The organism is Aequorivita sediminis (assembly GCF_032080575.2).
In the GTDB taxonomy this organism is placed as follows: domain Bacteria; phylum Bacteroidota; class Bacteroidia; order Flavobacteriales; family Flavobacteriaceae; genus Aequorivita; species Aequorivita sediminis.
In genome coordinates this window covers 1-26,241 of record NZ_JAVLSO020000013.1, presented here as the reverse complement: position 1 = coordinate 26,241, position 26,241 = coordinate 1, and the positions used below count along the sequence as shown (strand labels likewise).

Sequence of the window (26,241 nt, the reverse complement as noted above, 5' to 3'; positions counted from 1 at the left end):
GAAGGGATACATTCAATTAAAAATGAGAACTAGCTAAGATGCTATGCTTTGCTAAAACTGACTTCACTTACGAATTACTATTGACTAGTTTTAAAGTTTTACAATTCGGTTTTGTACTCGGTAAAAACAGCTTCCTTAGCTTGTGCTTATAATGACGAACTCGTTGTTAGAAATGTTTTTTATAACCGAGAAAAACAACAAGTGGCGTTAATGGATATATGGCTATAGTCTGCCAGATTCAATGAGTTTGTTAAAAAAAATAACAATAGCAATATTAAGGTTCTTTCAAGATTTCAGAGATAGAAATAATTCCAATTAATTTCCTGTTTTTGAATCCAATCAAGTTAACGCAGCATTTGATTATGTATATATCCAAAATAAAACATATCTAAACATCCCTGATTAGGGTTGACCGTTTTTAATTAATTTTCAAATATCGTATACTAGGATGAATAAAACTGTTTGGATAAATAGTTAAGTTTACAGAGTTCTATTTAAATAGTTTTTTATGTACCCCAAAATTGAATCCTACTTTTCTATTTTAATGCTTTTCGGTGCTTCACAGGCTTTCACTGGTATATATCTTCTGTTAAAAGATAAACGAAGACCATATTCCAACAATATACTTGCCTTGCTTCTTTTTGCTTGGGGTTTTTCGTGTTACTGGTTTTTTGCATTCATACACAAAGAACCATTTTTTAGCGTTACCCTTACTACTTTTATAGGACCAATGCTAGCTCTTACATTGTTTCCGCCAATATATTTGTATGCAAAATTTATGTTTTATGAATACAAAAAGTTTCAAAAAAAGGACCATTTACATTTTTTACCAATTTATATTTATTTAGGCTTCACTCTTTATTTATTTGTAAGTAGCGACTTCTCTATAGCAAATATGCGTAAACATGAATGGTATAATTTTAGAATGAATATAAGTTCTTACGTAGCTACTCTACAAGGGCCTATCTATTTCATTAAAACTAATCGAATTCTAAAGAAAAGGTATCAAATCCTCCAAGAACAATACTCCGAAATAGAAAGCAGGAAGCTAGAATGGTTTCATATTATTAACTATAGCTTCGCTTCAGTCTTTATAATAGGTGGGGTTTCGGCAATAATTAAAATTACTTATATAGATCCTTATCTATTGTATATGGCTTATCACGCAGTAATCGCAATTAGTATTTTTTATATAACACTTATGATATATAAGTATCCTATCCTTTTCAGTCGGCCTATTCCTATTTCTAAAGTCAGCTCAGTAAATACAGTAAAACCTTTTGAAACAAAGCTGAATAACGAGGCAAGTATAATTCGCGAAACCTTTAATAATGAACCAGAAATAGAAAGTGAAATAATAGAAAAACTAGACAAGTTAATGAAAGAGAAGAAGCCTTATAAAAATCCAAACTTTTGCCTTAACGATCTAGCAACTGAATTGTCAGAAAAAAGGAATGCAATTTCACATGTGCTTAACCACAATTTAAACAAAACGTTTTATAATTATATAAACGAGTTGCGAATTGAAGAAAGCAAAAGATTGCTTTCAGATAAAAATCTATTCCATTACACAATCGAAGGTATTGCTGCAGAATCAGGATTTAAAACAATGTCCGTTTTTTATAGGTTCTTTAAAGATATGGAAAACGTAACTCCTGCAGTCTATCGCAAATCACGCACCAGTTGTTAAGTTGCTGAACGTAAATGTCTTGTGTTTAAAAGTATTTGTTTGGGTCTAAAAGGAGGACAATAAATTGGTGAATTACCCCTAAATCGATTAGTTTGCTAGGCAATAAAATCGTACTCTTTTCGGGTGCAGATAAATTTTCTAATCTAAAATTCAATAATGAAAAAAACGTACACAATTATTCTCTTGGCTTTGCTCTTTGCTTTCAAAGGGTGGTCACAGAATTTATTACAACCCTTTATGGAGGATGTAGAACAACAAGCAGATTTTTCGCAAACCAATTTAGAAGGGTGGACTTCACTTGATTTGGATGGCTTAAATACCGCCGGACCATTTCAAAGCTTCCCTGGAAAGGGCGGGCCATTGGGTTTTTTTGTTTACACACCCTCGCAAACAAATCCACCAAACACATTAGATGCGTATATACCTCACTCTGGCGATAAATATTTTGCTAGTGTATCTTCATATAGTGGTCCGGCAAACGACTGGTTAATTTCTGATGAACTTCAAAGTCACCCTGGTGGAGTATTATCCTTTTATGTAAAAAGTTCATTCGATTATTCTGGACCCGATGAGTTTAAAGTAGGATATTCTATGTCGGGATCAAATACCGAAGACTTCATATTGTTTAATGGAGGGAATACTACTTCGCCTACAACAAATTGGACAAAATATGAATATATAATACCACCTGGAGCAAAACACCTTGCGATTAACTGTGTTTCTCAAGCTGTTATGATGTTGGTAGACGATATACAGTTTGTCCATAATGTAGAACCACAAGCCCCAAATACAATTACTGATTTATCTGTGAATACTGTATTAGGAAATGATATAGAAGTTACTTTCAATTGGAATAACCCAGTTGTTGATAAAGCCGGTAATCCTTTAACCGACATTACAGGGGTTAAAGTTTATAGAGGTACAAATCCTATGAACTTGACAGAAATTGCAGATTTAAGTGGTGCTGTAGGTGAGAGTATGACCTATGTTGATATATTACCTGAAGGAGGTTCATATATTCACAGGTTTGTACCGTATAATAATTTAGGAAATGGAGTTGTTCATACAACCCCGCTTACGTTTTTTGGATATGAAACTATTCCTGGAGCCCCAAAAAATATAACCTTTACACAAAACGCAAGTTTACAAACTGTAATTTCTTGGGATGAAGTCGATTATGGTGTTTTAGGGGGTACGCTTGAAAATCCAGTAGTTGGGTATACTATTATTAGAAAGTTAGGAAACCTAACAGAAACTCTTGCTGAAATGCATGCAAATACTACGTATACCGAAACTGAAATTCCAGATTTTAATCTTTATACTTATGAAATAATTGCACAAACTAGCCCTGATAGCCTTGGTATACCTGCGGAAGTTTCTGCTTATTCAGGAATGGATGAAAACCAAGTATCTGTTACTAATGGTAATAAAGCTTCAGACCAAGTTTTTGAACTTAGCAGATCATCCATTATATCACAAAGTATTTATACAGCCGATCAAATTGGAAGTACAGGTCTTATCACTTCACTTTCATACTTTGGTAACTTAGGAACTACTACTTCAAGTCGATATAAAATCTATATGAGTACAACAAATAGAGAAACATTTGGAACTACCCTTAATAATGCTGTTTGGGAGTTTTTTGGAGATCAAAAACTCTTATTTGATGGTTATATTGAATTCCCAGCAGGGAGAAATGCTATTACAATAGATTTAGATCAGCCATTTTATTATGATGCTGCAAGTGGTGAAAACGTTATAATTACTATCGTTAAGCCGTTAGTGGCAAACCCACCTTCGGTAAATCCTAGAGAGTTTTATAACACTCCTGTAGAAGGTATGCGTACCTATTATTCTATTGGCTATTCTACAGACTTAAGTCTAATAACAAACCAGCCACCGGCTTGGTCTACTGAGGAAGTACCTACTATACCAAGTATAGTATTGGAAAAAAGGACAGACCATGGTAGTCTAGCAGGAACAGTTAGGCTCTTAGATGATAACTCCCCTATAGAAGGAGTAACAGTTACAATTACACCAGAAGGAGCTTCAGCATATCAAACAGAAATAGCACTAACAAATGAGTTAGGGGTTTATACAGTTCCAGCATTAATGCCCGGAGATTATTTGGCTACATTTAGTAAGGATACTTATAATACTTATGAAACAAATTTTACTATAGCAGCAAACCAAGAACTTATATTAGATGCAGCGCTTACAAATGCAAATCCAATTGTAATTTCTGGGTCTGTAAAGGATGAAAATGGAACAGCAATCGAAGGAGCTACCTTAACCTTAGCTGGCTATTCAGACTATGTAACAACTACGGATGCTTTAGGGAACTTTACTTTAGATGCATTCGGAGGAAAAGAATACGGACTCGAAGTTTTTCACCCGCTATATGTATCGGAGAATATAACTTTTACAAGCGAATTGGCAGATTACAATTTAGACCCATTTCAATTAGAACTAGCATTGCATAAACCAGTTGATATTGTGGCGGTAAACAATAATGGAGTAGGTGAAGTGGATTGGAGTATACCAGTAGGATACTTCAACGAGAAAACTATTGGCTGGGGAAGTTTTAATACTACTGGCGAAAAGTGGGGTAATGGAGGAGATCCTTTTATTTCTGGAATTAGGTTCGAAACTTCCGATTTAGAAACACAAATTGACGAAGATGCTAAGCTTACACACGTGAAAGCATATATTTCTAATAATGCCGAAATTATCGTTAAGGTTTTTGAAGGTGAAAATGCAGAGCAATTAGTTTATTCACAACCTGCATCTATTTCAGAAGAAGGATGGTATGTTTTCGAGCTCTCCACGTCTTTACCTATAGATGTGTCAAAAGAGCTGTGGATAGGTATAGAGTTCTTAGCCGGACAATACGGAGCTTACCCAATAGGCCTAGACGATGGGCCTGGTGTACCTGGAAGAAAAGGTGGAATGAAATATGAAAATGGTGTTTGGACAGGGTTAAACCTTACTAATAAAAACTGGACTATATATGGTATTGTAAACAATACAATGGATGCTAACCCTTCCGGGTACAAGGTTTACAGGAGCCCAGCAACAGTAAATGATTGGACAGAATTAACACCTACACCAATTACCGAAACTACTTTCAGCGATACTTCTCTAATCGATCAAGAACCTAATATGTATAAATACGGGATTAGCGCTCTTTATGAAACGAATCTGATGTCAGAAAAAGGAATTTCTAATGAAATTCAACATAATATGTTCTTTGATTTTACGCTAGAAATAAACACAGATTTTGGAAGTGCCGAAGATGCTTATATCTCTATTTGGAATGCCGATAATTTCGTTGAGGGCTTTATCCCTAATGCTACAAACTCATTAACATTCTCTGATTTATTAACAGGAGATTACACCATAAGAGTAGAATTAGAGAATTATGAAATTGTAGAGCTTACCAATGTAACCGTAGAGGATAATAACACCCTAGTTATACCGCTTACACTTTTAAAAGTACAGCCAGCAAACCTAATAGCTACTATCGAAGGGGCGTCTTCTGCTAGACTTGATTGGACACTTCATCAATCTTTTACAGATAAAATTGAAAGATATCAAGATTTTGAACGAGAAAATATAGGTAATTATATACTTAAAGATTTAGATGGTCTTGAAACCTATACCTATACAAACTTCACTTGGCCAAATGCTGGTGTACCAATGTCCTTTATGGTGTTTAATCCATACTCAACGATTCCAGCTATTGATCTTGAAGCATTATCAGGTCGAAGGTATCTAACTGCATTTGCTGGGCCAAACGGTGCTAATAACGATTGGTTGATAATTCCTGCAGGTCCTGGCGAATTTAGGTTTAATGCTTCGTCGCTTTTGGGATCAGACCCTGAAACAATAAAGGTTTTATATTCTACCTCAGGAAGTGAACCTTCAGATTTTACAGCTTTTGGTGGCGAAATCACCGTGCCAGAAAACTGGACCGAATATAGTTTTAACGCTCCAGAAGAAACCAAATATGTTGCTATTAACTATATAAGTAACGATACTTATTTCGTTATGATTGATGATGTCACTTATGAAAAGAATTACAATCATGAAATTTCGTATAATATATATCTAGATGGGGAACTTGTTTCTTCTTCCGTAACCGAAACAACATTTACTTTAGAAAATCTTACCAATGGAACCCATTTAGCCGAGGTCGAGGCAGTTTATGAAACTGGTATGTCTGAAAAAACTGAAGTATTAATCACCTTGCTCGATGTAGAAAGCTACAAAAAGGATGCTTTCCAAATTTATCCAAACCCAACATCAGGAATATTTGCAATAGTACTTGCAGAGAAAGCTGAAGTAAGTGTTATAGATATGCATGGAAGAGTATTAAGCAAATCTATAAAAGAAGCAGGTACATCTTTAATGAACCTAGATATTTCTTCAGGTACCTACATTATTAATGTAGTATCAGAATTTGGAACTTCTTCTAAAAAACTGATTGTCCATTAAATAAAACGTAAGTAGGAATCTTTAAAGCTGTCTAACTCTCAGGATTTAGGCAGCTTTTTTGATGGTTAAAAGTGAAAAGCTAACTCCCAACTATAACAATCCCCCGCTACCTCACGAATCCTACATGTAATGTTAAACTTTTCCTTAAACAGTTCCCCAAGCCTTAAGTAGTCAACCTATATCAGAGACGCATATAGGTCTCATGTCCTAAGTCTTTATATCTTTCGTCCTACGTCCTACGTCCTAAGTCTTATAACAATTCGCATCCATATCTTCTAGAGATTTAATAAAATCAGCATGTTTTTTCCAAAAAAAATAGATTTAACCTGATGGTCAAATCTATTTTTTAAATTCAGGGATATGTGATTAATTAAATTATTAAGCGTGTTGCAATTCGTGCTTCCCCTCTTTAATTTCCTCAATTAATTTACTATTGAATGCTGGTAAATCGTCTGGATTTCGGCTAGTAACAAATGCCTGATCAACAACTACTTCTTCGTCAACCCAATTTGCACCTGCGTTTTCTAAATCTTTTCGAATAGAAGCGTAAGATGTCATTTTTCTACCTTCTACAACTTCTGCATTAATTAAAGACCAAGGGCCGTGGCAGATAGCTGCTACCGGTTTCTTTTGTTTAAAGAAATCTCTAATAAATTCGATAGCATCTTCATTTGTACGTAACTTATCCGGATTAATAACACCACCAGGTAATACTAGGGCATTATATTCGTTAGCACTCACATCCTTTAGCACCTTATCTACTTCGTATTCATCACTCCAATTTCCTTGGCTCCAACTTTTAATTTTTCCGGAGTTCGGACTTACAATATGAACGTCAAAGCCTTCTTTCTCCATTGCTTCTTTTGGAGATTTTAACTCACTTTCTTCAAATCCATCGGTTGCCAATATGGCTATCCTCTTATTCATAACTTTAATTTTTAATTAATTTTTCTTTTATGTAAAGATAAGATTCACAGCGCGTTTACTATATTAAGTAAATTGTAAACCTGTGATAAAAAGCGTTAAAATCATTAGAAATAAGAGAAGTGCGAGTTTAAAATCTTTGTTGGTAACAAGCTTCTCCAAAAGTAAATCTAATTCTTGCTAACAGCTATATACTTTTAATTGTCTAAAGATTTTGCCGAATTATTTATTTCTTTTATACATTTTCATTTAACTCATGCAAATAGAATTTTTTGTATTTACAAAAGTGATTTCACATATCAATTTTTAAAACTTTTCATTTGTAGGGCAATAGGTCCATTACGTTCTAGAAGAGATAGGGTGAAGTGTTCTTTTTATTTATCATATTTTCTAAACTTTTTTACATAACTTCATAGAATGAAAATGTTGAAAAACGTATTAAAGTTTGTTCTTTATACCATTGCGCTGCTAATAGCAGTTTTTTCTATACTTTCAATTTTTAGAAATACTGAAAGTCGCATTTTAAAAATGATGGATTTTCCTCGTATTCAGTATTTTATAATTTCTATATCTTGTTTAATTGTAATTTTATTTGTTGTAAAAAAATGGAGGTGGTACAAATACTTGATTTTGTTATTTTTAATATCTGGAATTGTAGTAAATGGATCATACATAATAAACTATACATCATTGGTGGCTGAAGCAGTACCATCATCAAAAACTATAAGTTCTAAAGATGCTCAATTTAGTTTACTATTAGCTAATGTTAAAAAGTCTAATAGAAATTCACAAAGTCTAACCTCCATTATCAAACATAAAAGTCCCGATTTAATCTTAGCCATGGAGGTTGATAGTTGGTGGGATAATAAACTTGAAATCTTTGAAAATGAGTATCCCTTTTCGCAGAAGGTAATATTAGATAACACTTATGGAATGATTTTGTACAGTAAGCTTCCCTTATTAAAAAAGGAAATTTATTATCTCAATAACGAAAATGTACCATCATTTGAGAGTACAATTTTATTAAATAATGGAAAAAAACTAAGTTTGTTTTGTATGCATCCTGTGCCGCCAACCCATTTTGAAAAATTACCTGATAATGCCGGTCAGAAAGAAAAGGCCTTGATGAAAATGGGTAAAATGATTAACAATCGTGAATTCCCAACAGTGGTAGCTGGTGATTTAAACGATGTAGTGTGGTCTAAAGTGGATAAACTAACTAATACTAAAAATATACTCTACGATGTGAGAGTAGGCAGAGGGTTCTTCAATAGTTTTAATGCTGAGAATTTTCTTATGAGGTGGCCATTAGATCACGTTTTTGTTACCGATGAATTTAGTGTACAAAAACTAGAAAAACTTGCAGATATTGGTTCCGATCATTTCCCTATTTATATAGAGCTTGTACTTGAAGAGAAATGAATTATATGAAAAATTTTCAGTTTTGAAATCAAATTTGAATTGTTGAGATATTTAAAGAATGAAATCAGTTCCAAGTTAATGTTCCTTTATTGGTTAAGTAATTTAATATTTTACAATGGATAGTTATGCTGCTATTTGAACAGCACTCCCCTCAATTCCCCTTTCGTTCTCTCCGTTCTCGCATGAACTCTACCTGTGTAGATTTACAACGATTTTTGCATAAACACAACAATTGTTCTTGATCCACAATTGTTCTTGATCCCCAATAACTATTGTTCTAAACAAAAAAATCCCGACTTTCGATCGGGATTTGATTTTTAATTTGTGACTTGGCTGGGGCTCGAACCCAGGACCACCTCCTTAAAAGGGAGGTGCTCTACCAACTGAGCTACCAAGTCGTCCTTTTGTTGTTGCCTTTCTTTCGGTAGGCGGGTGCAAATATACTATCATTAATTTATACTTTCAAAACGAAAACGAATAAAATTTTAAATTAATTTTAAATTGCCTGAAATTCAGTGGCTCACAAATGCATTTTTTATTCTAATTTTGTCAAAACAAAGGGAATTATCTAAAATATAAGCGTTTTTCCCGCTTGAAAATGCTAATAATATAATTTTAAAAGCAAATGAAAATTGTTCTAATAGGGTATATGGGAAGTGGAAAATCTGCAATTGGTAAAAAACTAGCAGAAGTTTTAAATCTTCCCTTTAAAGATTTAGATGCTGAAATCGAAAATAGAGAAGGAACAACCGTTTCTGAAATATTTTCAACCAGAGGAGAGATCTACTTCAGAAAAATTGAAAATACAATCCTAAAAGAGATCCTAGCCCTAGATAAAAGCTTTGTTTTGGCAACTGGCGGAGGTACGCCTTGTTACGCCGACTCTATTACAGTTCTTGCCAATCAAGACAATGTAACATCGGTTTACCTAAAAGCGCCGTTAGAAGTACTTACTAAGCGTTTGTTTTTAGAAAAAGATAGTCGCCCATTATTATCGCACCTCGAAACAGAAGAATTGCTAAACGATTTTATTCGTAAACACCTTTTTGAAAGAGTGTACTACTACAATCAAGCCAACAAAATTGTTGAAGTTGAAAATAAAAGTATAGATGAAGTGGTTAAAGAAATAACTTCAACCTTACTCTAAAACCGCTCTGTCGTTATTTTTTTCAAAAATCACAGAAACATTTTCATTTAAAGACGTTGAAAGCGAAATCCCTTTAAAATCTGCTTTTACAGGGTATTTCTTGTGGTTTCTATCTACTAGAACCGCAGTTTTAAACTGCTTCAAAGGCACTTCTAAGAAATGCTTTATCCCGTAAATTAGTGTTGTGCCGGAGTGTAATACATCATCAACTAGTAAAAGTGACTTGTTTTTGTATTCTTCTGGCTTTAAAGAAGTTTCAATCTTCGAAATAGGATTTTTCTTATCGATATTCACTTCGCATAAAATAACTTTTATAGGAGAGATTTTTTCTAATTCGGTTTTTATCTTTTTTGCAAGTACATACCCATTGCCTATAATTCCAGCAATCACCACTTCTTTTTCGTTTACATTGGTTTCATATACTTGATATGCTATTCTTTTTATTTTGTGAGCAATCTGCTTCTTATCCAAAATAACTGTATCTATTTCTTGCATCTACTATGTGTTTTTCAAAATTGTAACTATTCTATTTCGTCCTCCGGGGATTCTATAAAATCATCTAAATCTCTTCTGTCTTTTTTAGTTGGCCTTCCTACACCTTTTTTTCTGTAATAACTCTTAGCGTATTGAAGCAATTCATTTGTTTCAAAAGCTTCTTTTGGAGTAATGTCGTTTCTATAAAGTCCTACAAGCTTAGCCCCAACTCGATTTGGGGGTAAATCTAACACTTCAATTTGATAGTTTATCTGATTTTTTCGTAGCGTAATAACATCCCCTGGGTAAACATCCCGAGAGGGTTTTACTATATCGCCATTTACCCGTACAGCTCCTTTTTTACAAGCCTGAGTAGCCATGTTTCTGGTTTTTAAATACCGAACACACCATAAATACTTATCAATCCGCATACATTTATCCTAAAAACAACGTTAATATGATATACAAAAATAGGGGAAAATTGTATCTTGCGCCCACAAAATTGAGATGATGACAAAAATAAAATACGGACTTGCAATTTTTATTGCAATGCTTACTATTACTGTTTCTTGTAAAAAAGATGAAGACGATACACCACCGCCACCACCACCTAGAGATCGTGGGGAGGAAGCTATTAGAGCACAAGCTGAAATAGAAGAGTTTCTAGAAACACACTTTTATAACTACGAAGACTTTCAAGCCGATCCAGAAAACTTCAAATTAGTTTTTGATACTATCGCTGGTGATAACGCTTCAAAAACGCCTTTAATTGAACAAGTTTCATATAAGGAAGTAATTGATGCTGTGGATATGGACGTAAAGTATAAGTTATACTATTTAAAAGTTCGTGAAGGAGCAGGGGAGCGACCAAACTTCTCAGATTATACTATTAATACTTACGACGGAAGATTTTTAAATCTTGAATTGTTTGATAACTCAGTAATTCCTGTGCGTTTTAGCCTAGTAGATGGTCCAAGTAGTCCAGGGATTATTAGAGGTTTACAACAAGCTATCATCGAGTTTAAAGGTGCTGGAAATATAATTTCAAACCCTGACGGAACGCTTTCTTTTGAAGACTATGGAATTGGAGCTGTGTTTGTGCCTTCTGGATTAGGGTACTATCAATATCCACCAGCGGGGGATTTACTTCCTTACGATCAATTAATTTTCTCATTTGAATTATTTGCTTCTGAAGTAGCAGACCACGATAACGATGGAATCCCTTCGTATATGGAGGACTTAAACAACAATCAGATTCTAACTGATGACGATACCGACGACAACGGAGTTCCAAATTATCTAGATGATGACGATGACGGCGACGGTAGACTTACAGAGTACGAGATTGAAATTATTGACGGTGAAATCTTTTTCCCTGATACAAACGGAAATGGAATCCCAGATTATTTAGATCCAACAGTCTAAAACAACAAATTGTTTAGACAAAGAGAATAGATGCTTTTAGCTTCTTTATGTAACATTAAGTTTCACGTCTTTTTCTAATGACAATTACATATAAAAAAAATCCCCACTTGCTTAAAGTGGGGATTTTTTGTTTCTGATTGTATCGTCTCGACTGCTATTTTCGAGCAATAACTTTTTTAGCCGCAGAAACAATTGCTGAAGCATTTAATCCGTATTTATCCATTAGTTGTTCTGGTGTTCCAGACTCACCAAAGGTGTCTTGAGTAGCAACAAACTCTTGTGGCGCTGGATGCTGTGTTGAAAGAACTCTAGCAACGCTTTCTCCTAATCCACCAAGGTAGTTGTGCTCTTCTGCAGTAACTACACAGCCCGTTTTCTTAACGCTCTTTAAAATCGCTTCGTCGTCCAAAGGCTTGATGGTGTGAATGTTTATTACATCGGCAGATATACCATTTTCGTGTAAGGTTTCCGCAGCTTGTAAAGCCTCCCATACTAAATGCCCTGTTGCAATAATAGTTACATCGGTTCCTTCTTGTAACTGAATAGCTTTTCCGATTTCAAACTTTTGATCGGCAGGAGTAAAGTTAGCTACTTTTGGTCTTCCAAAACGAAGGTAAACAGGTCCTTCGTGCTCAGCAACTGCAATGGTGGCAGCTTTAGTCTGATTGTAATCGCAAGTGTTAATTACAGTCATTCCTGGAAGCATTTTCATTAAACCAATATCTTCTAAAATTTGGTGTGTTGCCCCATCTTCACCTAAAGTAATACCTGCGTGTGAAGCACAAATCTTTACGTTTTTACCACTGTAGGCAACGCTTTGACGAATTTGGTCGTAAACCCTTCCTGTAGAAAAGTTGGCAAAAGTTCCAGTGAAAGGTATCTTGCCTCCTATAGTCATTCCAGCTGCAATTCCTATCATATTAGCTTCAGCAATTCCTATTTGGAAGAAACGTTCAGGATGATTTTTCTTGAATTCATCCATTTTAAGTGAACCTGTAAGATCTGCACAAAGCGCAACTACGTCTTTGTTTTTCTTTCCAAGCTCGGTAAGTCCGTCACCAAAACCTGATCGTGTATCTTTTTTGCCTGAATCTGTATATTTTTTCATCTTGATTTTTTTCAATTTTAATAGTCTCCTAAGGTTTCAGGATTCTGTGAAAGTGCATTTTCTAATTGCTCGTCGTTTGGCGCTTTCCCGTGCCAATCGTGAGTGTGCATCATAAAATCTACACCATTACCCATTACTGTACGTAAAAGCACACATACTGGTTTTCCTTTTCCAGTTTTTTCTTTGGCTTTTTTCATTCCAGTTATTACAGCTTCAATGTTATTTCCTTCTTCAATATCCATTACATCCCAGCCAAAAGCTTCAAACTTAGCTTTCATATTTCCTAAAGGAAGTACATTTTCTGTAGAACCGTCAATTTGCTGTCCGTTTAAATCGATGGTAACAATTAGGTTGTCCACTTTATTTCCTGCAGCATACATAATAGCTTCCCAGTTCTGACCTTCTTGTAACTCACCATCACCGCAAAGCGTATAAACAATGTGATTGTCGTTATTCAACTTTTTAGTTTGAGCAGCTCCAATAGAAACTGAAATCCCTTGACCTAAAGAGCCAGAAGCCATACGAATACCTGGCAACCCTTCGTGAGTAGTTGGATGACCTTGTAAACGAGAATCTAAAAGGCGGAAAGTGTTTAGTTCTTCTACTGGGAAATACCCAGAACGCGCTAAAACACTGTAAAAAACTGGAGAGATATGTCCGTTTGAAAGGAAGAAGATATCTTCGTTTTCGCCGTCCATAGAAAAATCATTATCGTGATCCATTAATTCGTTGTAAAGTGCAACAAAAAATTCTGCACACCCTAATGAACCTCCCGGATGTCCCGAATTTACTTTGTGTACCTGTCGAAGAATATCTCTTCGTACCTGAATTACTAAATCTTCAAGTGCTTTGTAATCTGCCATAACATAGTTTAATTTTCAGCTTCAAAAGTAACCTATATAATAAGGGAAGCAAAATAGTAGTATAACCTTTTATTAACGATTTAGCAGTTTTGTTAACATGCCATTCAAATCTGAATTCAGAATCCCGATTTCAGAATTATAAAGTTATCTTTGCATCCTCAATAAAAATAGCTGAATGCAGTTTAAATTAGAAGCCACAGATACACAAAGCAGCGCAAGAGCTGGAACTATTACTACAGATCACGGTGTTATTGAAACACCAATCTTTATGCCTGTTGGTACCGTAGGTACTGTAAAAGGAGTGCATCAACGCGAACTTAAGGAAGATATAAACCCCGATATTATTCTTGGTAATACCTATCACTTGTACTTACGTCCACAAATGCCAATTCTTGAAAAAGCAGGCGGACTTCATAAATTTATGAACTGGGACCGAAATATCCTAACCGATAGTGGAGGGTATCAAGTGTATTCGCTTTCGGCAAATAGAAAAATTAAAGAAGAAGGGGTTAAGTTTAAAAGTCATATAGACGGGAGCTATCATTTTTTCACTCCTGAAAACGTGATGGAAATTCAGCGTACTATCGGAGCCGATATTATTATGGCTTTTGATGAATGTGCGCCTTATCCTTGCGATTACAACTACGCCAAACGCTCTATGCATATGACGCATCGTTGGTTGGATAGATGTATAAAACACTTAGGTAAAACACCTTTAAAATACGATTACGACCAAACGTTTTTCCCGATAGTTCAAGGAAGCACCTACAAAGATTTAAGAAAACAATCGGCAGAATATATAGCTTCAGTTGGAGCAGAAGGTAATGCCATTGGTGGTCTTTCGGTGGGAGAACCTGCAGAAGAAATGTACGAAATGACCGAAATTGTAACCGATATTCTTCCAAAAGATAAACCTCGTTATCTTATGGGTGTAGGTACACCAGTTAATATATTAGAAAATATTGCCCTTGGAATCGATATGTTCGATTGTGTTATGCCTACAAGAAATGGCCGTAACGGAATGCTTTTTACTTCTGAAGGAATAATAAACATCAAAAACAAAAAATGGGAAGCCGATCTTTCAGCGGTAGACCCAATGGGAATTACATGGGTAGACACCGAATACAGCAAGGCTTACCTCCGTCATTTATTCACTGTAAATGAAATGTTAGGTCGACAAATTGCCACTATTCACAACCTTGGTTTCTACCTGTGGTTGGTTCGCGAAGCGAGAAAACATATCTTAGCGGGTACATTTGCCGATTGGAAAAACGGTATGGTTAAAAAACTAGCTCAAAGACTATAAACAATGCTTAGCATACTGGATAAATACATACTTAAAAGATATTTGGGCACTTTTACGCTCCTTTTATTGCTATTTATCCCTATTGGTATTGCAGTCCATCTCGCTGAAAAAATTGACAAAATTCTAGAGAATGAAGTGCCGTTAATGGAGGTTTTAATCTATCTCTATAACTTCACTATCTATTTTGCCAATTTACTTTTTCCGCTGTTTCTATTCCTTTCAGTAATTTGGTTTACTTCAAAACTTGCCAATAATACAGAGGTTATTGCCTTTTTAAGTAGTGGAGTTTCGTATTCTAGATTTTTAAGACCTTATTTAATTGGCGCAACAATCGTTTGTATTGCTGCCTTGGGGTTTAGTATGTACCTAGCGCCAAAAGCGAGTAAGGGCTTCAATGAATTTTCTTATGAATACTTAAAGAAAGGAAGAAAAGATCGAGATCAAAGCAATGTTTACACACAGATAAACAAGAACGAATACATCTATGTAAGCTACTTTAATGTTGCTGAAAAGATAGGTAGTAACTTCACTTTAGAACATTTTGAAGGGAATAAAATGACTTACAAGATTTCGGCTGGACAAATTAAGTACAATGAAGAAGATAGTACTTATTCACTGTTTAATTACCGAAAACGTATAATAGGAGAAAATGAAGACATTATACAGAGCGAACATAAATTAGATACCGTTTTCTCTTTCACTATGGAAGATTTAACGCCTGTAACCTATATAGCAGAAACACTTAATTTCTTCGAACTAAACGACTTTATAGAGAAGGAAAAAGCACGTGGATCTTCGTATATTAATCGATACGAAGTTGTGCGTTACAAACGTTGGAGTTTACCAGTTTCAGCTTATATCCTAACCATTATTGCTGTAGCAGTTTCCTCAGTAAAAAGACGTGGTGGAATGGGGCTTAACCTCGCAATTGGAATTAGTATCGGGATGATATTTGTCTTTTTCGATAAGGTGTTTGGTACTATGGCCGAGCAAAGTGATTTCTCTCCTTTAGTCGCAACTTGGTTTCCAAACTTTGTATTTGCAATATTGGCCATTTATCTGTTGAGAAATGCGAAACGATAAGCTACTTAATTACCTCCATCTTCATTTTATAATATTTATTTGGGGGTTCACTGCTGTGTTAGGAGCTTTGATTTCCTTAGAAGCCATACCATTGGTATGGTACCGGATGTTACTAGCTACACTAATAATTTTTGCTTTTCTGAAGTTTAAAAAAGAAAAACTCAACTTCTCATTAAAAACACTCTCTGGCTTTGCCCTGGGTGGCATAATTATAGCCTTGCATTGGCTCACTTTTTTTGGAGCAATAAAGGCGTCCAATGTTTCGGTAACCCTTGCCGTGCTTTCAACAGGAGCTTTTTTTGCATCAATCTTAGAGCCGTTACTATACGGTAGAAAAGTAATTTTATACGAAGTATTATTTGGGTTGATAGTTGTTGCAGGACTTTATGTTATTTTCGATGTGGAAGCCTCCTATACTCTAGGAATCGTATTGGCGCTAATCTCAGCATTTTTAAGCGCTTTATTTTCGGTTATCAATGGGAAATTTGTGCTAAAACACAAAGCATCGGCTATTTCATTTTATGAGTTGATGTTTGGCGTTTTAGGTATAACAATATATTTGGCTTTTTCAGGAAGTTTTACAGCCGAATTTTTCAAGGTGTCCGCCAACGATTGGATGTACCTTTTAATTTTAGCTTCCGTGTGTACAGCGTATGCTTTTATAGCATCGGTACACGTTATGAAATGGATAAGCCCATACACGGTTATGCTTAGCATTAATATGGAGCCAGTATATGGGATTGTTCTAGCGCTCATAATTTTAGGTGATTCAGAAAATATGAGCCCTCAATTTTATTATGGAGCTTTAATAATCTTAATTACTGTAATTGCAAATGGCATCATTAAAATAACACAAGAAAGAAAAAGACGAAGATTGTCTAACCTCTAAAACAAAATTTTATCTTTGTACACCAACCTTTATAAAAAGAAGGAAATATATTATGGAATATCTTGATTTTGAACTCCCTATTAAAGAATTGCAAGAGCAGTATGAAAAAGCCTGTCTTATTGGAGAAGAGAGCGAAGTAGACGTATCCAATACTTGCAAGCAGATTGAAAAGAAACTTAACGATACTAAAAAAGAAATATATAAAAACCTTACACCTTGGCAGCGTGTACAACTTTCTCGTCATCCAGATCGTCCATATACAATGGATTATATAAATGCTATTTGCGGTGATACATTTTTAGAGCTTCACGGTGATCGTGGCTTTAAAGATGACAAAGCAATGGTAGGTGGTTTAGGAAAAGTAGGGGACCAAAGCTTTATGTTTGTAGGTCAGCAAAAAGGTTACAACACCAAAACACGTCAATATAGAAATTTTGGGATGGCAAATCCTGAAGGATATAGAAAAGCTTTACGACTTATGAAGTCGGCCGAAAAGTTTAATGTACCTGTAGTTTGTTTTGTAGATACTCCAGGAGCATTTCCAGGACTTGAAGCTGAAGAAAGAGGGCAAGGAGAAGCAATTGCTAGAAACATTTTAGAAATGACACGCCTAAAAGTGCCAATAATTGTTATTATTATAGGTGAAGGTGCAAGTGGTGGTGCCCTTGGAATAGGAGTAGGTGATAAAGTATTAATGCTCGAAAACACTTGGTACTCTGTTATATCTCCAGAGAGTTGTTCTTCTATTTTATGGAGAAGCTGGGAGTTTAAAGAACAAGCAGCAGATGCTTTAAAACTTACAGCCAAAGACATGAAAAAATTAAAACTTATCGACGAAATTGTAAAGGAACCTTTAGGTGGCGCACATAGCAACCGAACAAAGACTTTTAAAACCGTTTCTGAAGCAATTGTAAAGACTTACGATGGTCTAAAAATGTTATCCCCAACCGATTTGGTGAAAAAGAGAATGGATAAATATTTAGAAATGGGTGAGTTTAAAAGTTAAAACTAACTATAGCTTAGCATACCGTAAATCCGAAGTGCAATCTTCGGATTTTTTTACGGGTTATCAACAACAAAACATAGTTTTCAACAGTTAAATTGTTGATGAACAGTTAATATCGTACCTTATAAAACCATACCTTTCTCTTAACATTTTATTTACATTCGCATAATGGAACAAATCAAATCTCAAACCAATTTTTCAAAACGATCTGCTCAAGTGATTTCCCTAGAAAAAGGGAAGATACCGCCACAAGCTGTTGATTTAGAGGAAGTTGTGCTTGGAGCGTTGATGATTGATAAAAAAGGAGTCGATGAGGTTATTGATATTCTTCACGCAGATGTTTTTTACAAACAAGCCCACCAATTCATCTTTGATGCTATATATGAACTGTTTGAAGACAGTCAACCAGTCGACTTATTAACCGTTTCTAGCCAACTTAAGAAGAATGGTAAAATAGAAATGATTGGAGGCGAATATTACCTTATTCAGCTTACTCAAAAGGTGTCTTCTTCGGCGCATATTGAGTTCCATGCACGTATTATTCTTCAGAAATATATTCAGCGAAGCTTGATTAAAATTTCAAATGAAATAATTGAAGAGTCTTACGATGAGAGTACAGATGTTTTTGATCTTTTAGATACTGCGGAAGCAAAATTATACGAAGTAACTCAAGGTAATATTAAGCGTTCTTCCGAAACTGCTCAGAGTCTCGTTATACAAGCTAAAAAACGAATTGAAGAAATAGCAAATAAAGAAGGACTCTCGGGTGTACCCTCTGGCTTCGCGAAAGTTGACGAACTTACATCGGGTTGGCAGCCTAGTGATTTAATTATTATTGCAGCTCGTCCTGGTATGGGTAAAACGGCACTAACGCTTTCTATGGCACGAAATATGGCTGTTGAGCACAATATACCTGTTGCCTTTTTCTCGCTGGAAATGTCGTCTGTACAGCTTATCACAAGACTTATTTCATCTGAAACACAACTGAGTTCAGAAAAACTAAGAACCGGAAATCTTGAAAAACACGAGTGGGAGCAACTTAATGTAAAAGTAAAAGGATTAGAGAAGGCACCGCTATTTATTGATGATACGCCTTCACTATCTATTTTCGATTTACGAGCGAAGGCTAGAAGACTTTCATCGCAACACGGAATTAAGCTAATAATTATAGATTACTTACAGTTAATGACTGCCGGGGGAACTCAAAAAGGAGGAAACCGTGAGCAGGAAATTTCAACAATTTCTCGAAACCTTAAAGCCTTGGCTAAGGAATTGAACGTTCCTGTAATCGCACTTTCTCAGCTATCTCGTGCGGTTGAAACACGTGGAGGTAGCAAACGTCCTTTACTTTCCGATCTACGTGAATCTGGAGCGATTGAACAGGATGCCGATATTGTATCGTTTATTTATCGTCCAGAATATTATAAAATTGACGAATGGGATGACGATGAGCATTCACCAACTGCAGGACAGGCAGAATTTATCGTGGCTAAGCACCGTAACGGTGGTTTAGATGAAATTCGTCTTAAGTTCGTAGGACATCTTGGTAAATTTGAGAATCTAGAGTCGTTTATCACTCCTACAGAAATTCATTCGAGAATGAACGATGCAGCTAACGACGATAGTTTTAACCCGCAAAACCTTCCATCACCAAATGAAGCTTTTGGCAGTTCAATGAACGATGACTTTTCTTCTTCAGAAGATAACGACGTGCCTTTTTAAGACTTAGTAGAAAACTTTACAACATAGAAAAAAGGATGGAACGCAATTTATGTTCCATCCTTTTCCTTTTAAGGGTACGCAATTAATATCCTCCCTTCGACTTTCATAGATTACTAATAGTAAAAAGATAGTTGCTTAGTCTGAAATTCAATTTCCTTAAGCACAAAACTTCTTTCTTGAAACTATACGATATTATATTTTATCAACTCTCTGGCTTAAAATTTGTTACTATATTTGAGCTATGATCAAAAAAATCTCCTTTCTATTTCTGTTTTTATTTTCTGTAAATGCATTTGCATCTTATATCCTAATTCCTATGGATGCTGAAAGTCAGAAAGAACATTTAAAAGCGTATGGCATAACCTATTGGGTACTCGAAAAGCAACAAAAGGTAAAGTGGTTGTTAAACTATAGGGGTGGATCTTTTTTACTTCCAGATACTGCAGAAACTCAAAAAGAATGTCAGATAAGAGGGGTTTCTTTCGAAGTACTATCCGACAGTAAAACAGAGCAAATTCTACTTGATATTAGTAGTCCTTCAAAAAATATGGATGCTGTAGTTCTTGAGAAAGCTCCAAAAATTGCAGTTTATACCCCCAAAGGAAATTTACCTTGGGATGATGCAGTAACTATGGTGCTCACTTATGCCGAAATACCATATACCACCGTCTATGACGAAGAGGTTTTAAGCGACCAATTGATACTTTACGATTGGCTGCATTTACACCACGAAGATTTTACTGGGCAGTACGGAAAATTTTATAGAGCGTATCGTTCTGCTCCTTGGTATATAGAAGAAAAGAGAAAAGCTGAAGAGCTTGCAGCTAAATTAGGTTATAATAAAGTGTCTGAACAAAAGTTGGCTGTTGCTAAAAAAATTAGAGATTACGTTATCGGTGGCGGATTTATGTTTGCAATGTGTAGTGCTACTGATAGTTTTGATATAGCACTTTCTGCTGAAGGGGTAGACATATGCGAGCCAATGTTTGATGGTGATCCAAGCGAACCAGGATATCAAAGTAAAATTGATTATAGTAGGACCTTTGCTTTTACCGATTTTGTATTAGAGCGAAGCCCTATGGTTTATGAGTTTTCTAGTATTGATATGACCGCTAAGCGCAAGGTTAAAAAGGAAACAGATTATTTTTCTCTGATGGATTATTCTGCAAAATGGGATCCAATTCCTACCATGCTTTGCCAGAACCATACATCTTTAGTGAAGGGATTTATGGGGCAAACAACTTCCTTTGCTAGAGATCAGATAAAATCGAACGTGCTTGTTATGGGTGAAAATAAATCGAATGGGGAAGCGCGTTACATTCACGGAATTAAGGGAAAAGGATTTTTTACTTTTTTTGGAGGTCACGACCCAGAAGATTATCAACATAGAGTAGGGGACGCACCTACAGAATTAGCACTACACCCAAAATCTCCTGGCTATAGACTTATTTTGAATAACGTATTGTTTCCTGCAGCAAAGAAGAAAAAACAGAAAACCTAGAATTTTAGTTCGAAAGAGATTCGTAATATTCTTTAGGAGGAAGAACCATAATTTCAACTCTACGGTTTAGTTGTTTGTTTTCTGGGGAATCATTTGGAACCCTTGGCTTGCTTTCTCCATAAGCTTTTACCTCAAAATTGAATCTATCGTAGTTTTTACATGCTGCTTTTAAACGCTCTTTAACAGACACACATCGGTTTTTTGACAATTCGATATTATACTCATTGGTCCCATCACTATCAGTATGTCCTTCAATTAAAATAGTAGCACTTGGTATTTCATCTAAAACTCTTGAAATGGAATCTATGGTTTTAGTGGCTGTTTCTTTTAAATCAAATTTATCCACTCCAAAAAGTACATCAGCAGCAATATCTAATTTTACAACGCTATTTATTGCGGCTACAGCATCAATATCAGCACCGGCGGTTTTACTCCTACATAAATCTTTAAGGTCTGTCAACCGTAAATAATAGAAAATAGTATTGTTGTCTACCCCCTCATCGGATAGGTCGATGCTAGATTTCCCTCCTTTTGTTTTACCGGCGTAAATCCAATTCTCTCCATCTGACGAAACTTCAACCGTAGCAGTCTCTTTGGAAGGTCCAACTTCAAAGATGTATAAGTCGTCTCCCTCTAAGTTCATAAACCCATTGTTAGTGAATTTTACCACCAACACACCTCCGCATCCTAACGACACAAAGTCTGCCTTTTCATACTTGGTGTAATTTGGTTCGTGAAGGGCTTGAGAGCTATCTCTAAACTCCTTAAAAGGTTTTGGATTGCCGATTGTAAAGGATACAACTTCATCGGCAAAAGAAATTTTACCTAAAGGAATATAGACACTGGAGCCATTAGAGTCGTGATAAGTAGTTTTAAATTGAGCATTTATTTCGGTGTACGAAAGCAGTAAGAAGATAAGAAGTATCTTGACAAAAAGTTTCATTAAAATGCTTTTAGCTAAGATAAACATTATATAACAATAGCTGTAAAATAAAAAACCGCTTCATTGCTGAAGCGGTTTTAATACGAAATAATATAGTTATTGTCTTATTTTACTTTCTTTACGATTGCGGCAAAAGCCTCAGGGTGATTCATAGCTAAATCAGCTAAAACCTTACGGTTTAACTCAATTCCACTATTTTTTAAACTTCCCATAAATTGTGAATAAGACATTCCATGCTGTCTTGCACCCGCATTAATACGAGTAATCCAAAGAGATCTAAAATTTCTCTTCTTAACACGACGGTCACGGTATGAATAAAGCATTGCTTTGTCTACTGCGTTTTTCGCAACAGTCCATACGTTTTTACGTCTTCCAAAGTAACCTTTGGCTTGTTTAAGAACCTTTTTTCTGCGGGCTCTCTTCGCAACTGAATTTACTGATCTTGGCATAATTTTAATTTTTTTTGTAGCAGGCGATTCTTTAATTCTGATCTCGATAGTGATCGGGACTGAATCCTGAATTCTTTATAAAAGCACTACTCCAGGGTTTAAATAATTTGTTTTAACCGGTTAAGCTTTTTACTTCAAACGAAGCATTTGCTTAACGTTGCTTTCATCGGCTTTGTCCACTAAGGCGTCATGAGTCAATGCAAGTTTACGTTTTTTGCTCTTCTTTGTTAAGATGTGGCTTTTAAACGCATGCTTTCTTTTAATTTTACCAGAACCTGTAAGCTTGAAACGCTTCTTAGCACTAGATTTTGTCTTTTGTTTAGGCATGTTTTCTTATTTAATTATTATTTCGCATTATTATTACATTCGGTTTGTATTAAAAAAACCGAAGTTCTACATCACTTAATTTAAATCAATACTTAATATTGATTATTTCTTCTTAGGTGCAATGAACATAATCATTCGTTTACCCTCAAGTTTTGGCATTTGCTCAACCTTACCGTATTCTTCTAAATCACGCGCAAGACGCAAAAGTAAAATCTCACCCTGGTCTTTATAAATAATTGAGCGGCCTTTAAAGAATACATAAGCTTTTAGCTTAGCACCATCCTCCAAAAACTTAATACCGTGTTTCTTTTTGAATTCGTAATCGTGATCATCCGTATTTGGTCCAAATCTAATTTCCTTAATGGTAACTTTAGACGCTTTTGCTTTTAAGGATTTCTCACGCTTCTTCTGTTCATAAACAAACTTCTTATAGTCTATTACCTTACAAACAGGTGGATTTGCATTTGGTGAAATTTCAACAAGATCAAGTTCTTGCTCTGCTGCTATCTCACGAGCTTTTTTTAAAGGATAAACTCCTATCTCTACATTGTCTCCAACAAGGCGTACTTCTTCAGCACGAATCTTTCCGTTGATTCTGTGTTGATCTTCCTTAATTACCCTTGCAGGTCCTCTACTTCTTTTTCTTCGTATTGCTATGGCTTAAAATATTTAGTTAAACATTAAATTCTATCGATTCTTCTTTTATTTCTTTCTGAATCAATTCTGAAAAGGCCTTTATAGACATTGTCCCTAAATCACCTTCCCCATGCTTTCGTACAGAAACCGTACCATCTTTTTCTTCTTGTTCTCCTACAATCAGCATATAAGGGATTTTATTCATTTCTGCCTCCCTAATTTTCTTGCCGATGGTCTCGCTTCTGTTGTCAGCAAGGGCGCGAATTTCGTCATTTTCAAGCAAATTTAAAACTTTTTGGGAGTATTTTTCATATTTTTCACTTAAAGATAAGATACTTACCTGTTCTGGCATTAACCAAAGAGGGAAATTTCCACCCGTATGTTCTAATAAAATTGCTACAAATCGTTCCATACTACCAAATGGCGCGCGGTGAATCATAACCGGGCGGTGCATTTCATTGTCACTTCCCTTGTATTCTAATTCAAATCGCTCTGGTAGTGTGTAATCTACTTGAATAGTTCCTAACTGCCAACTTCTTCCTAAAGCATCTTTAACCATAAAGTCTAGTTTAGGTCCGTAAAACGCAGCTTCACCTTCTTCAATTACGTAATCTAGATTCTTGTCTTTTACAGCATTGATGATAGCTTGCTCTGCTTTTTTCCAAAGTTCAGGTCTTCCTATGTATTTTTCAGGCTTTTCAGGATCTCTTAACGATACTTGTGTTGTAAAGTTTTCAAATCCTAAGGAACCAAATACGTAAAGTACAAGGTCGATTACTTTTTTAAACTCCTCATCAAGTTGATCTGGTGTACAGAAGATGTGGGCATCGTCTTGAGTAAATCCTCTTACACGGGTTAAACCGTGAAGTTCACCACTTTGTTCGTAGCGATACACTGTTCCAAATTCTGCAAAACGCTTTGGTAAATCTTTGTAAGACCACGGCTTGCTGTTGAATATCTCACAGTGGTGAGGGCAGTTCATCGGTTTAAGTAAAAACTCTTCCCCTTCGTGCGGAGTTAGTATAGGTTGAAAACTATCTGCACCATATTTTTCATAATGACCAGATGTCATATATAATTCTTTGTGACCGATATGTGGTGTAACTACCATTTCATAACCGGCTTTTTTCTGAGCTTTCTTTAGGAAGTTCTCAAGTCTTTCACGTAAAGCTGCTCCTTTTGGAAGCCATAATGGCAGACCCTGACCAACCTTTTGCGAAAACGTGAAAAGCTCTAATTCTTTTCCAAGTTTTCTGTGGTCGCGTTTTTTAGCTTCTTCTAGTAACTGTAGGTATTCAGTTAAGTCCTTTTGTTTAGGAAAGCTAATTCCATAAACACGAGTAAGCTGTTTGTTGTTTTCGTCACCTCTCCAGTATGCTCCTGCAATACTCATTAATTTAATGGCTTTTACAATTCCAGTATTTGGAATGTGTCCCCCGCGGCATAAATCGGTGAAATTATCGTGATCGCAGAAAGTAATACTTCCGTCCTCAAGATTTTCAATAAGCTCTACTTTATACTCGTTGTTTTGTTTTTTATAATATTCTAACGCATCTGCTTTAGAAGACTCGCGAATTGAAAACTCGTGCTTTCCTCTAGCAATTTCAAGCATTTTGTTTTCAATCTCTTTCAGATCTTTATCAGAAATAGTTATGTCTCCAAAATCTACGTCGTAATAAAATCCGTTTTCAATGGCTGGACCAATAGTAAGCTTGATTCCAGGGTATAATTGTTCTAGTGCTTGTGCAAGAATATGTGCTGTAGAATGCCAAAACGCCTTTTTACCTTGGTCGTCTTTCCACGTATATAGTACAAGGTTTCCGTCCTGTGTTAACGGGGTGGAAGTTTCTACGGTTTGTTTATTAAAGGATGCCGAAATTACATTTCGTGCAAATCCTTCACTTATGCTTTTAGCTACATCCATTGGAGTAACTCCTGCTTCAAAATGCTTTACACTTCCATCTGGTAGGGTAATGGCTATCATATGTTGAAAATTTTAGGCTGCAAAGATACTATTAGTTTAACCGTTTTGCAATATTCGTTTTACGGTTTCTTGTGAGAAAACAGTAGTATTATGATGTAGCGTTACTATTTGCTGTGTCGAAGTAAATAGAGAATAATCAAATCATTATTTTGAGTTGTTAGGTGTTTTCTTGGGAAGTGTTTAATGAGTAGAATCTAATGATAATTTAATTTTCCGAATTGTTGGTTTATAACCGAAGTGAATTTCGCAATTCTGTGTCTGTTATAGAATGGTGATTTATTTAGCTATATGAATTATAAGAAACCGATATTATTTATCCTGTTTTTCGGAAGTTTAGGTGATGTGGTTTTACTTGTATTTACTAGGATTAATGGAGCTTTAGGGGTGTTTGGTTTTGATGGTATTTTTAATAGTATATATATTAAGGTATAAGTGGGGGAAATTTATTTTTCATTTTAAGTTCTGAGTTTTCAGTGTGTTATGATTTATTATTAAGTAGGCATTAAAAAAAGTTTAAATTAATGTTGTGGGGTTAAAAAACGGGGTTATATTTGCACCCGCTTAACGAAACAGAATTGCTTGTTTCAGGGGTTAAAAACTCGCTCTTTAAAATTTTACAAAAATACTTTTTCAAAAGTGTTGCGGGTATCAAAAATGGTTTTATATTTGCACCCCGCTTTGGAAAACGTTTTTTTTAGTTTTAGGATGAAGCGTAAAAGTTCTTTCAAATCTTTTTTAATTTATTTTCTGCAAAGTGTTGTAGGTTAAAAAAAGAGTTGTATATTTGCACCCGCTTAGCGAATAAGCGTGTTCATAGACAAGATGAGAGGTTAAATAAGTATCGG

Annotated in this window: 22 protein-coding genes and 1 tRNA gene; 12 read left to right on the top strand and 11 right to left on the bottom strand. The window is 35.4% G+C overall.

All coding sequences use genetic code 11. From position 1 onward, the window contains the following. The first annotated feature begins 508 nt into the window (after window positions 1–508). Both RT250_RS13205 and RT250_RS13200 read left to right on the top strand, forming a co-directional pair. Window positions 509–1,690 carry a helix-turn-helix domain-containing protein gene (locus RT250_RS13205; RefSeq protein WP_313115330.1) on the top strand — a complete coding sequence of 394 codons (1,182 nt, stop codon included), beginning with the start codon at window positions 509–511 and terminating at the stop codon, window positions 1,688–1,690. 156 nt (window positions 1,691–1,846) lie between these two features. After that, on the top strand, window positions 1,847–6,187 hold the full coding sequence (locus RT250_RS13200; protein WP_313115328.1) for a carboxypeptidase regulatory-like domain-containing protein: 4,341 nt from the start codon (window positions 1,847–1,849) through the stop codon (window positions 6,185–6,187). 378 nt (window positions 6,188–6,565) lie between these two features. On the opposite strand, the gene RT250_RS13195 is transcribed toward RT250_RS13200, so the two are convergent. Then, window positions 6,566–7,114: a type 1 glutamine amidotransferase domain-containing protein gene (locus RT250_RS13195; protein ID WP_313115325.1), complete on the bottom strand. Its 549-nt coding sequence runs from the start codon at window positions 7,112–7,114 to the stop codon at window positions 6,566–6,568. 414 nt (window positions 7,115–7,528) lie between these two features. Between RT250_RS13195 and RT250_RS13190 the strand changes: the two genes are divergently transcribed. Beyond that, entirely contained in the window at window positions 7,529–8,533 is a 1,005-nt protein-coding gene (locus tag RT250_RS13190) for an endonuclease/exonuclease/phosphatase family protein (RefSeq protein WP_313115323.1), read from the top strand. Between the two features lie 325 nt (window positions 8,534–8,858). On the opposite strand, the gene RT250_RS13185 is transcribed toward RT250_RS13190, so the two are convergent. After that, a tRNA-Lys gene (locus tag RT250_RS13185) sits at window positions 8,859–8,931 on the bottom strand. A gap of 227 nt (window positions 8,932–9,158) precedes the next feature. Here RT250_RS13185 and RT250_RS13180 point away from each other — a divergent pair. After that, window positions 9,159–9,680, top strand: a complete 522-nt coding sequence (locus RT250_RS13180; RefSeq protein WP_313115321.1) for a shikimate kinase — start codon at window positions 9,159–9,161, stop codon at window positions 9,678–9,680. On the opposite strand, the gene RT250_RS13175 is transcribed toward RT250_RS13180, so the two are convergent. Further along, window positions 9,672–10,175, bottom strand: a complete 504-nt coding sequence (locus tag RT250_RS13175; protein ID WP_139856693.1) for a phosphoribosyltransferase family protein — start codon at window positions 10,173–10,175, stop codon at window positions 9,672–9,674. The two genes, RT250_RS13180 and RT250_RS13175, sit on opposite strands and share 9 nt — an antisense overlap. Window positions 10,176–10,201: 26 nt before the next feature. Then, entirely contained in the window at window positions 10,202–10,585 is a 384-nt protein-coding gene (locus RT250_RS13170) for an RNA-binding S4 domain-containing protein (RefSeq protein ID WP_139856695.1), read from the bottom strand. Window positions 10,586–10,661: 76 nt separating this feature from the next. On the opposite strand from RT250_RS13170, the gene RT250_RS13165 reads away from it, so the two are divergent. After that, a complete protein-coding gene (locus RT250_RS13165) occupies window positions 10,662–11,579 on the top strand; it encodes an FKBP-type peptidyl-prolyl cis-trans isomerase (protein WP_313115317.1) in 918 nt (305 codons plus the stop codon). 154 nt (window positions 11,580–11,733) lie between these two features. On the opposite strand, the gene RT250_RS13160 is transcribed toward RT250_RS13165, so the two are convergent. Together RT250_RS13160 and RT250_RS13155 are read right to left on the bottom strand one after the other, a co-directional pair. Continuing rightward, the gene (locus RT250_RS13160) at window positions 11,734–12,687 is read right to left on the bottom strand and encodes a transketolase family protein (RefSeq protein ID WP_313115315.1); all 954 of its coding nucleotides are present in this window, start codon (window positions 12,685–12,687) and stop codon (window positions 11,734–11,736) included. Between the two features lie 17 nt (window positions 12,688–12,704). Further along, a complete protein-coding gene (locus tag RT250_RS13155) occupies window positions 12,705–13,550 on the bottom strand; it encodes a transketolase (RefSeq protein WP_313115312.1) in 846 nt (281 codons plus the stop codon). 175 nt (window positions 13,551–13,725) lie between these two features. Here RT250_RS13155 and tgt point away from each other — a divergent pair, with 175 nt between their 5' ends. The 6 genes from tgt (at window position 13,726) to RT250_RS13125 (ending at window position 21,057) form a co-directional block, all read left to right on the top strand. Next, window positions 13,726–14,856: a tRNA guanosine(34) transglycosylase Tgt gene (gene tgt, locus RT250_RS13150; protein WP_313115310.1), complete on the top strand. Its 1,131-nt coding sequence runs from the start codon at window positions 13,726–13,728 to the stop codon at window positions 14,854–14,856. 3 nt (window positions 14,857–14,859) lie between these two features. Then, a complete protein-coding gene (locus tag RT250_RS13145; protein ID WP_313115307.1) occupies window positions 14,860–15,939 on the top strand; it encodes an LptF/LptG family permease in 1,080 nt (359 codons plus the stop codon). Then, entirely contained in the window at window positions 15,926–16,828 is a 903-nt protein-coding gene (locus RT250_RS13140) for a DMT family transporter (RefSeq protein WP_313115306.1), read from the top strand. The genes RT250_RS13145 and RT250_RS13140 overlap by 14 nt, the downstream gene beginning before the upstream one ends. Window positions 16,829–16,880: 52 nt before the next feature. Further along, entirely contained in the window at window positions 16,881–17,834 is a 954-nt protein-coding gene (locus RT250_RS13135) for an acetyl-CoA carboxylase carboxyltransferase subunit alpha (protein WP_313115304.1), read from the top strand. A 168-nt stretch (window positions 17,835–18,002) separates the two neighbouring features. Then, window positions 18,003–19,556, top strand: coding sequence for a replicative DNA helicase (gene dnaB / locus RT250_RS13130; protein WP_313115302.1), 1,554 nt, complete (start codon window positions 18,003–18,005; stop codon window positions 19,554–19,556). A 241-nt stretch (window positions 19,557–19,797) separates the two neighbouring features. Then, on the top strand, window positions 19,798–21,057 hold the full coding sequence (locus RT250_RS13125) for an asparagine synthetase B (protein ID WP_313115299.1): 1,260 nt from the start codon (window positions 19,798–19,800) through the stop codon (window positions 21,055–21,057). 4 nt (window positions 21,058–21,061) lie between these two features. Here RT250_RS13125 and RT250_RS13120 read toward each other — a convergent pair whose 3' ends face one another. The 5 genes from RT250_RS13120 to thrS all read right to left on the bottom strand — a co-directional run bounded on the left by RT250_RS13120 (window position 21,062) and on the right by thrS (window position 25,396). Next, a complete protein-coding gene (locus tag RT250_RS13120; protein WP_313115297.1) occupies window positions 21,062–22,000 on the bottom strand; it encodes an OmpA family protein in 939 nt (312 codons plus the stop codon). Window positions 22,001–22,104: 104 nt separating this feature from the next. Further along, window positions 22,105–22,449, bottom strand: a complete 345-nt coding sequence (rplT, locus tag RT250_RS13115) for a 50S ribosomal protein L20 (RefSeq protein ID WP_139856715.1) — start codon at window positions 22,447–22,449, stop codon at window positions 22,105–22,107. A 129-nt stretch (window positions 22,450–22,578) separates the two neighbouring features. After that, window positions 22,579–22,776 (bottom strand): 50S ribosomal protein L35, encoded by a 198-nt coding sequence (gene rpmI / locus RT250_RS13110; protein ID WP_271394081.1) that lies wholly within the window; start codon window positions 22,774–22,776, stop codon window positions 22,579–22,581. A gap of 102 nt (window positions 22,777–22,878) precedes the next feature. Next, window positions 22,879–23,391, bottom strand: coding sequence for a translation initiation factor IF-3 (gene infC, locus RT250_RS13105; protein WP_262710122.1), 513 nt, complete (start codon window positions 23,389–23,391; stop codon window positions 22,879–22,881). 58 nt (window positions 23,392–23,449) lie between these two features. Next, the gene (gene thrS, locus RT250_RS13100) at window positions 23,450–25,396 is read right to left on the bottom strand and encodes a threonine--tRNA ligase (RefSeq protein WP_185099649.1); all 1,947 of its coding nucleotides are present in this window, start codon (window positions 25,394–25,396) and stop codon (window positions 23,450–23,452) included. Window positions 25,397–25,684: 288 nt separating this feature from the next. Between thrS and RT250_RS13095 the strand changes: the two genes are divergently transcribed. Further along, window positions 25,685–25,828 carry a hypothetical protein gene (locus RT250_RS13095; protein ID WP_313115290.1) on the top strand — a complete coding sequence of 48 codons (144 nt, stop codon included), beginning with the start codon at window positions 25,685–25,687 and terminating at the stop codon, window positions 25,826–25,828. Window positions 25,829–26,241 lie beyond the last annotated feature (413 nt).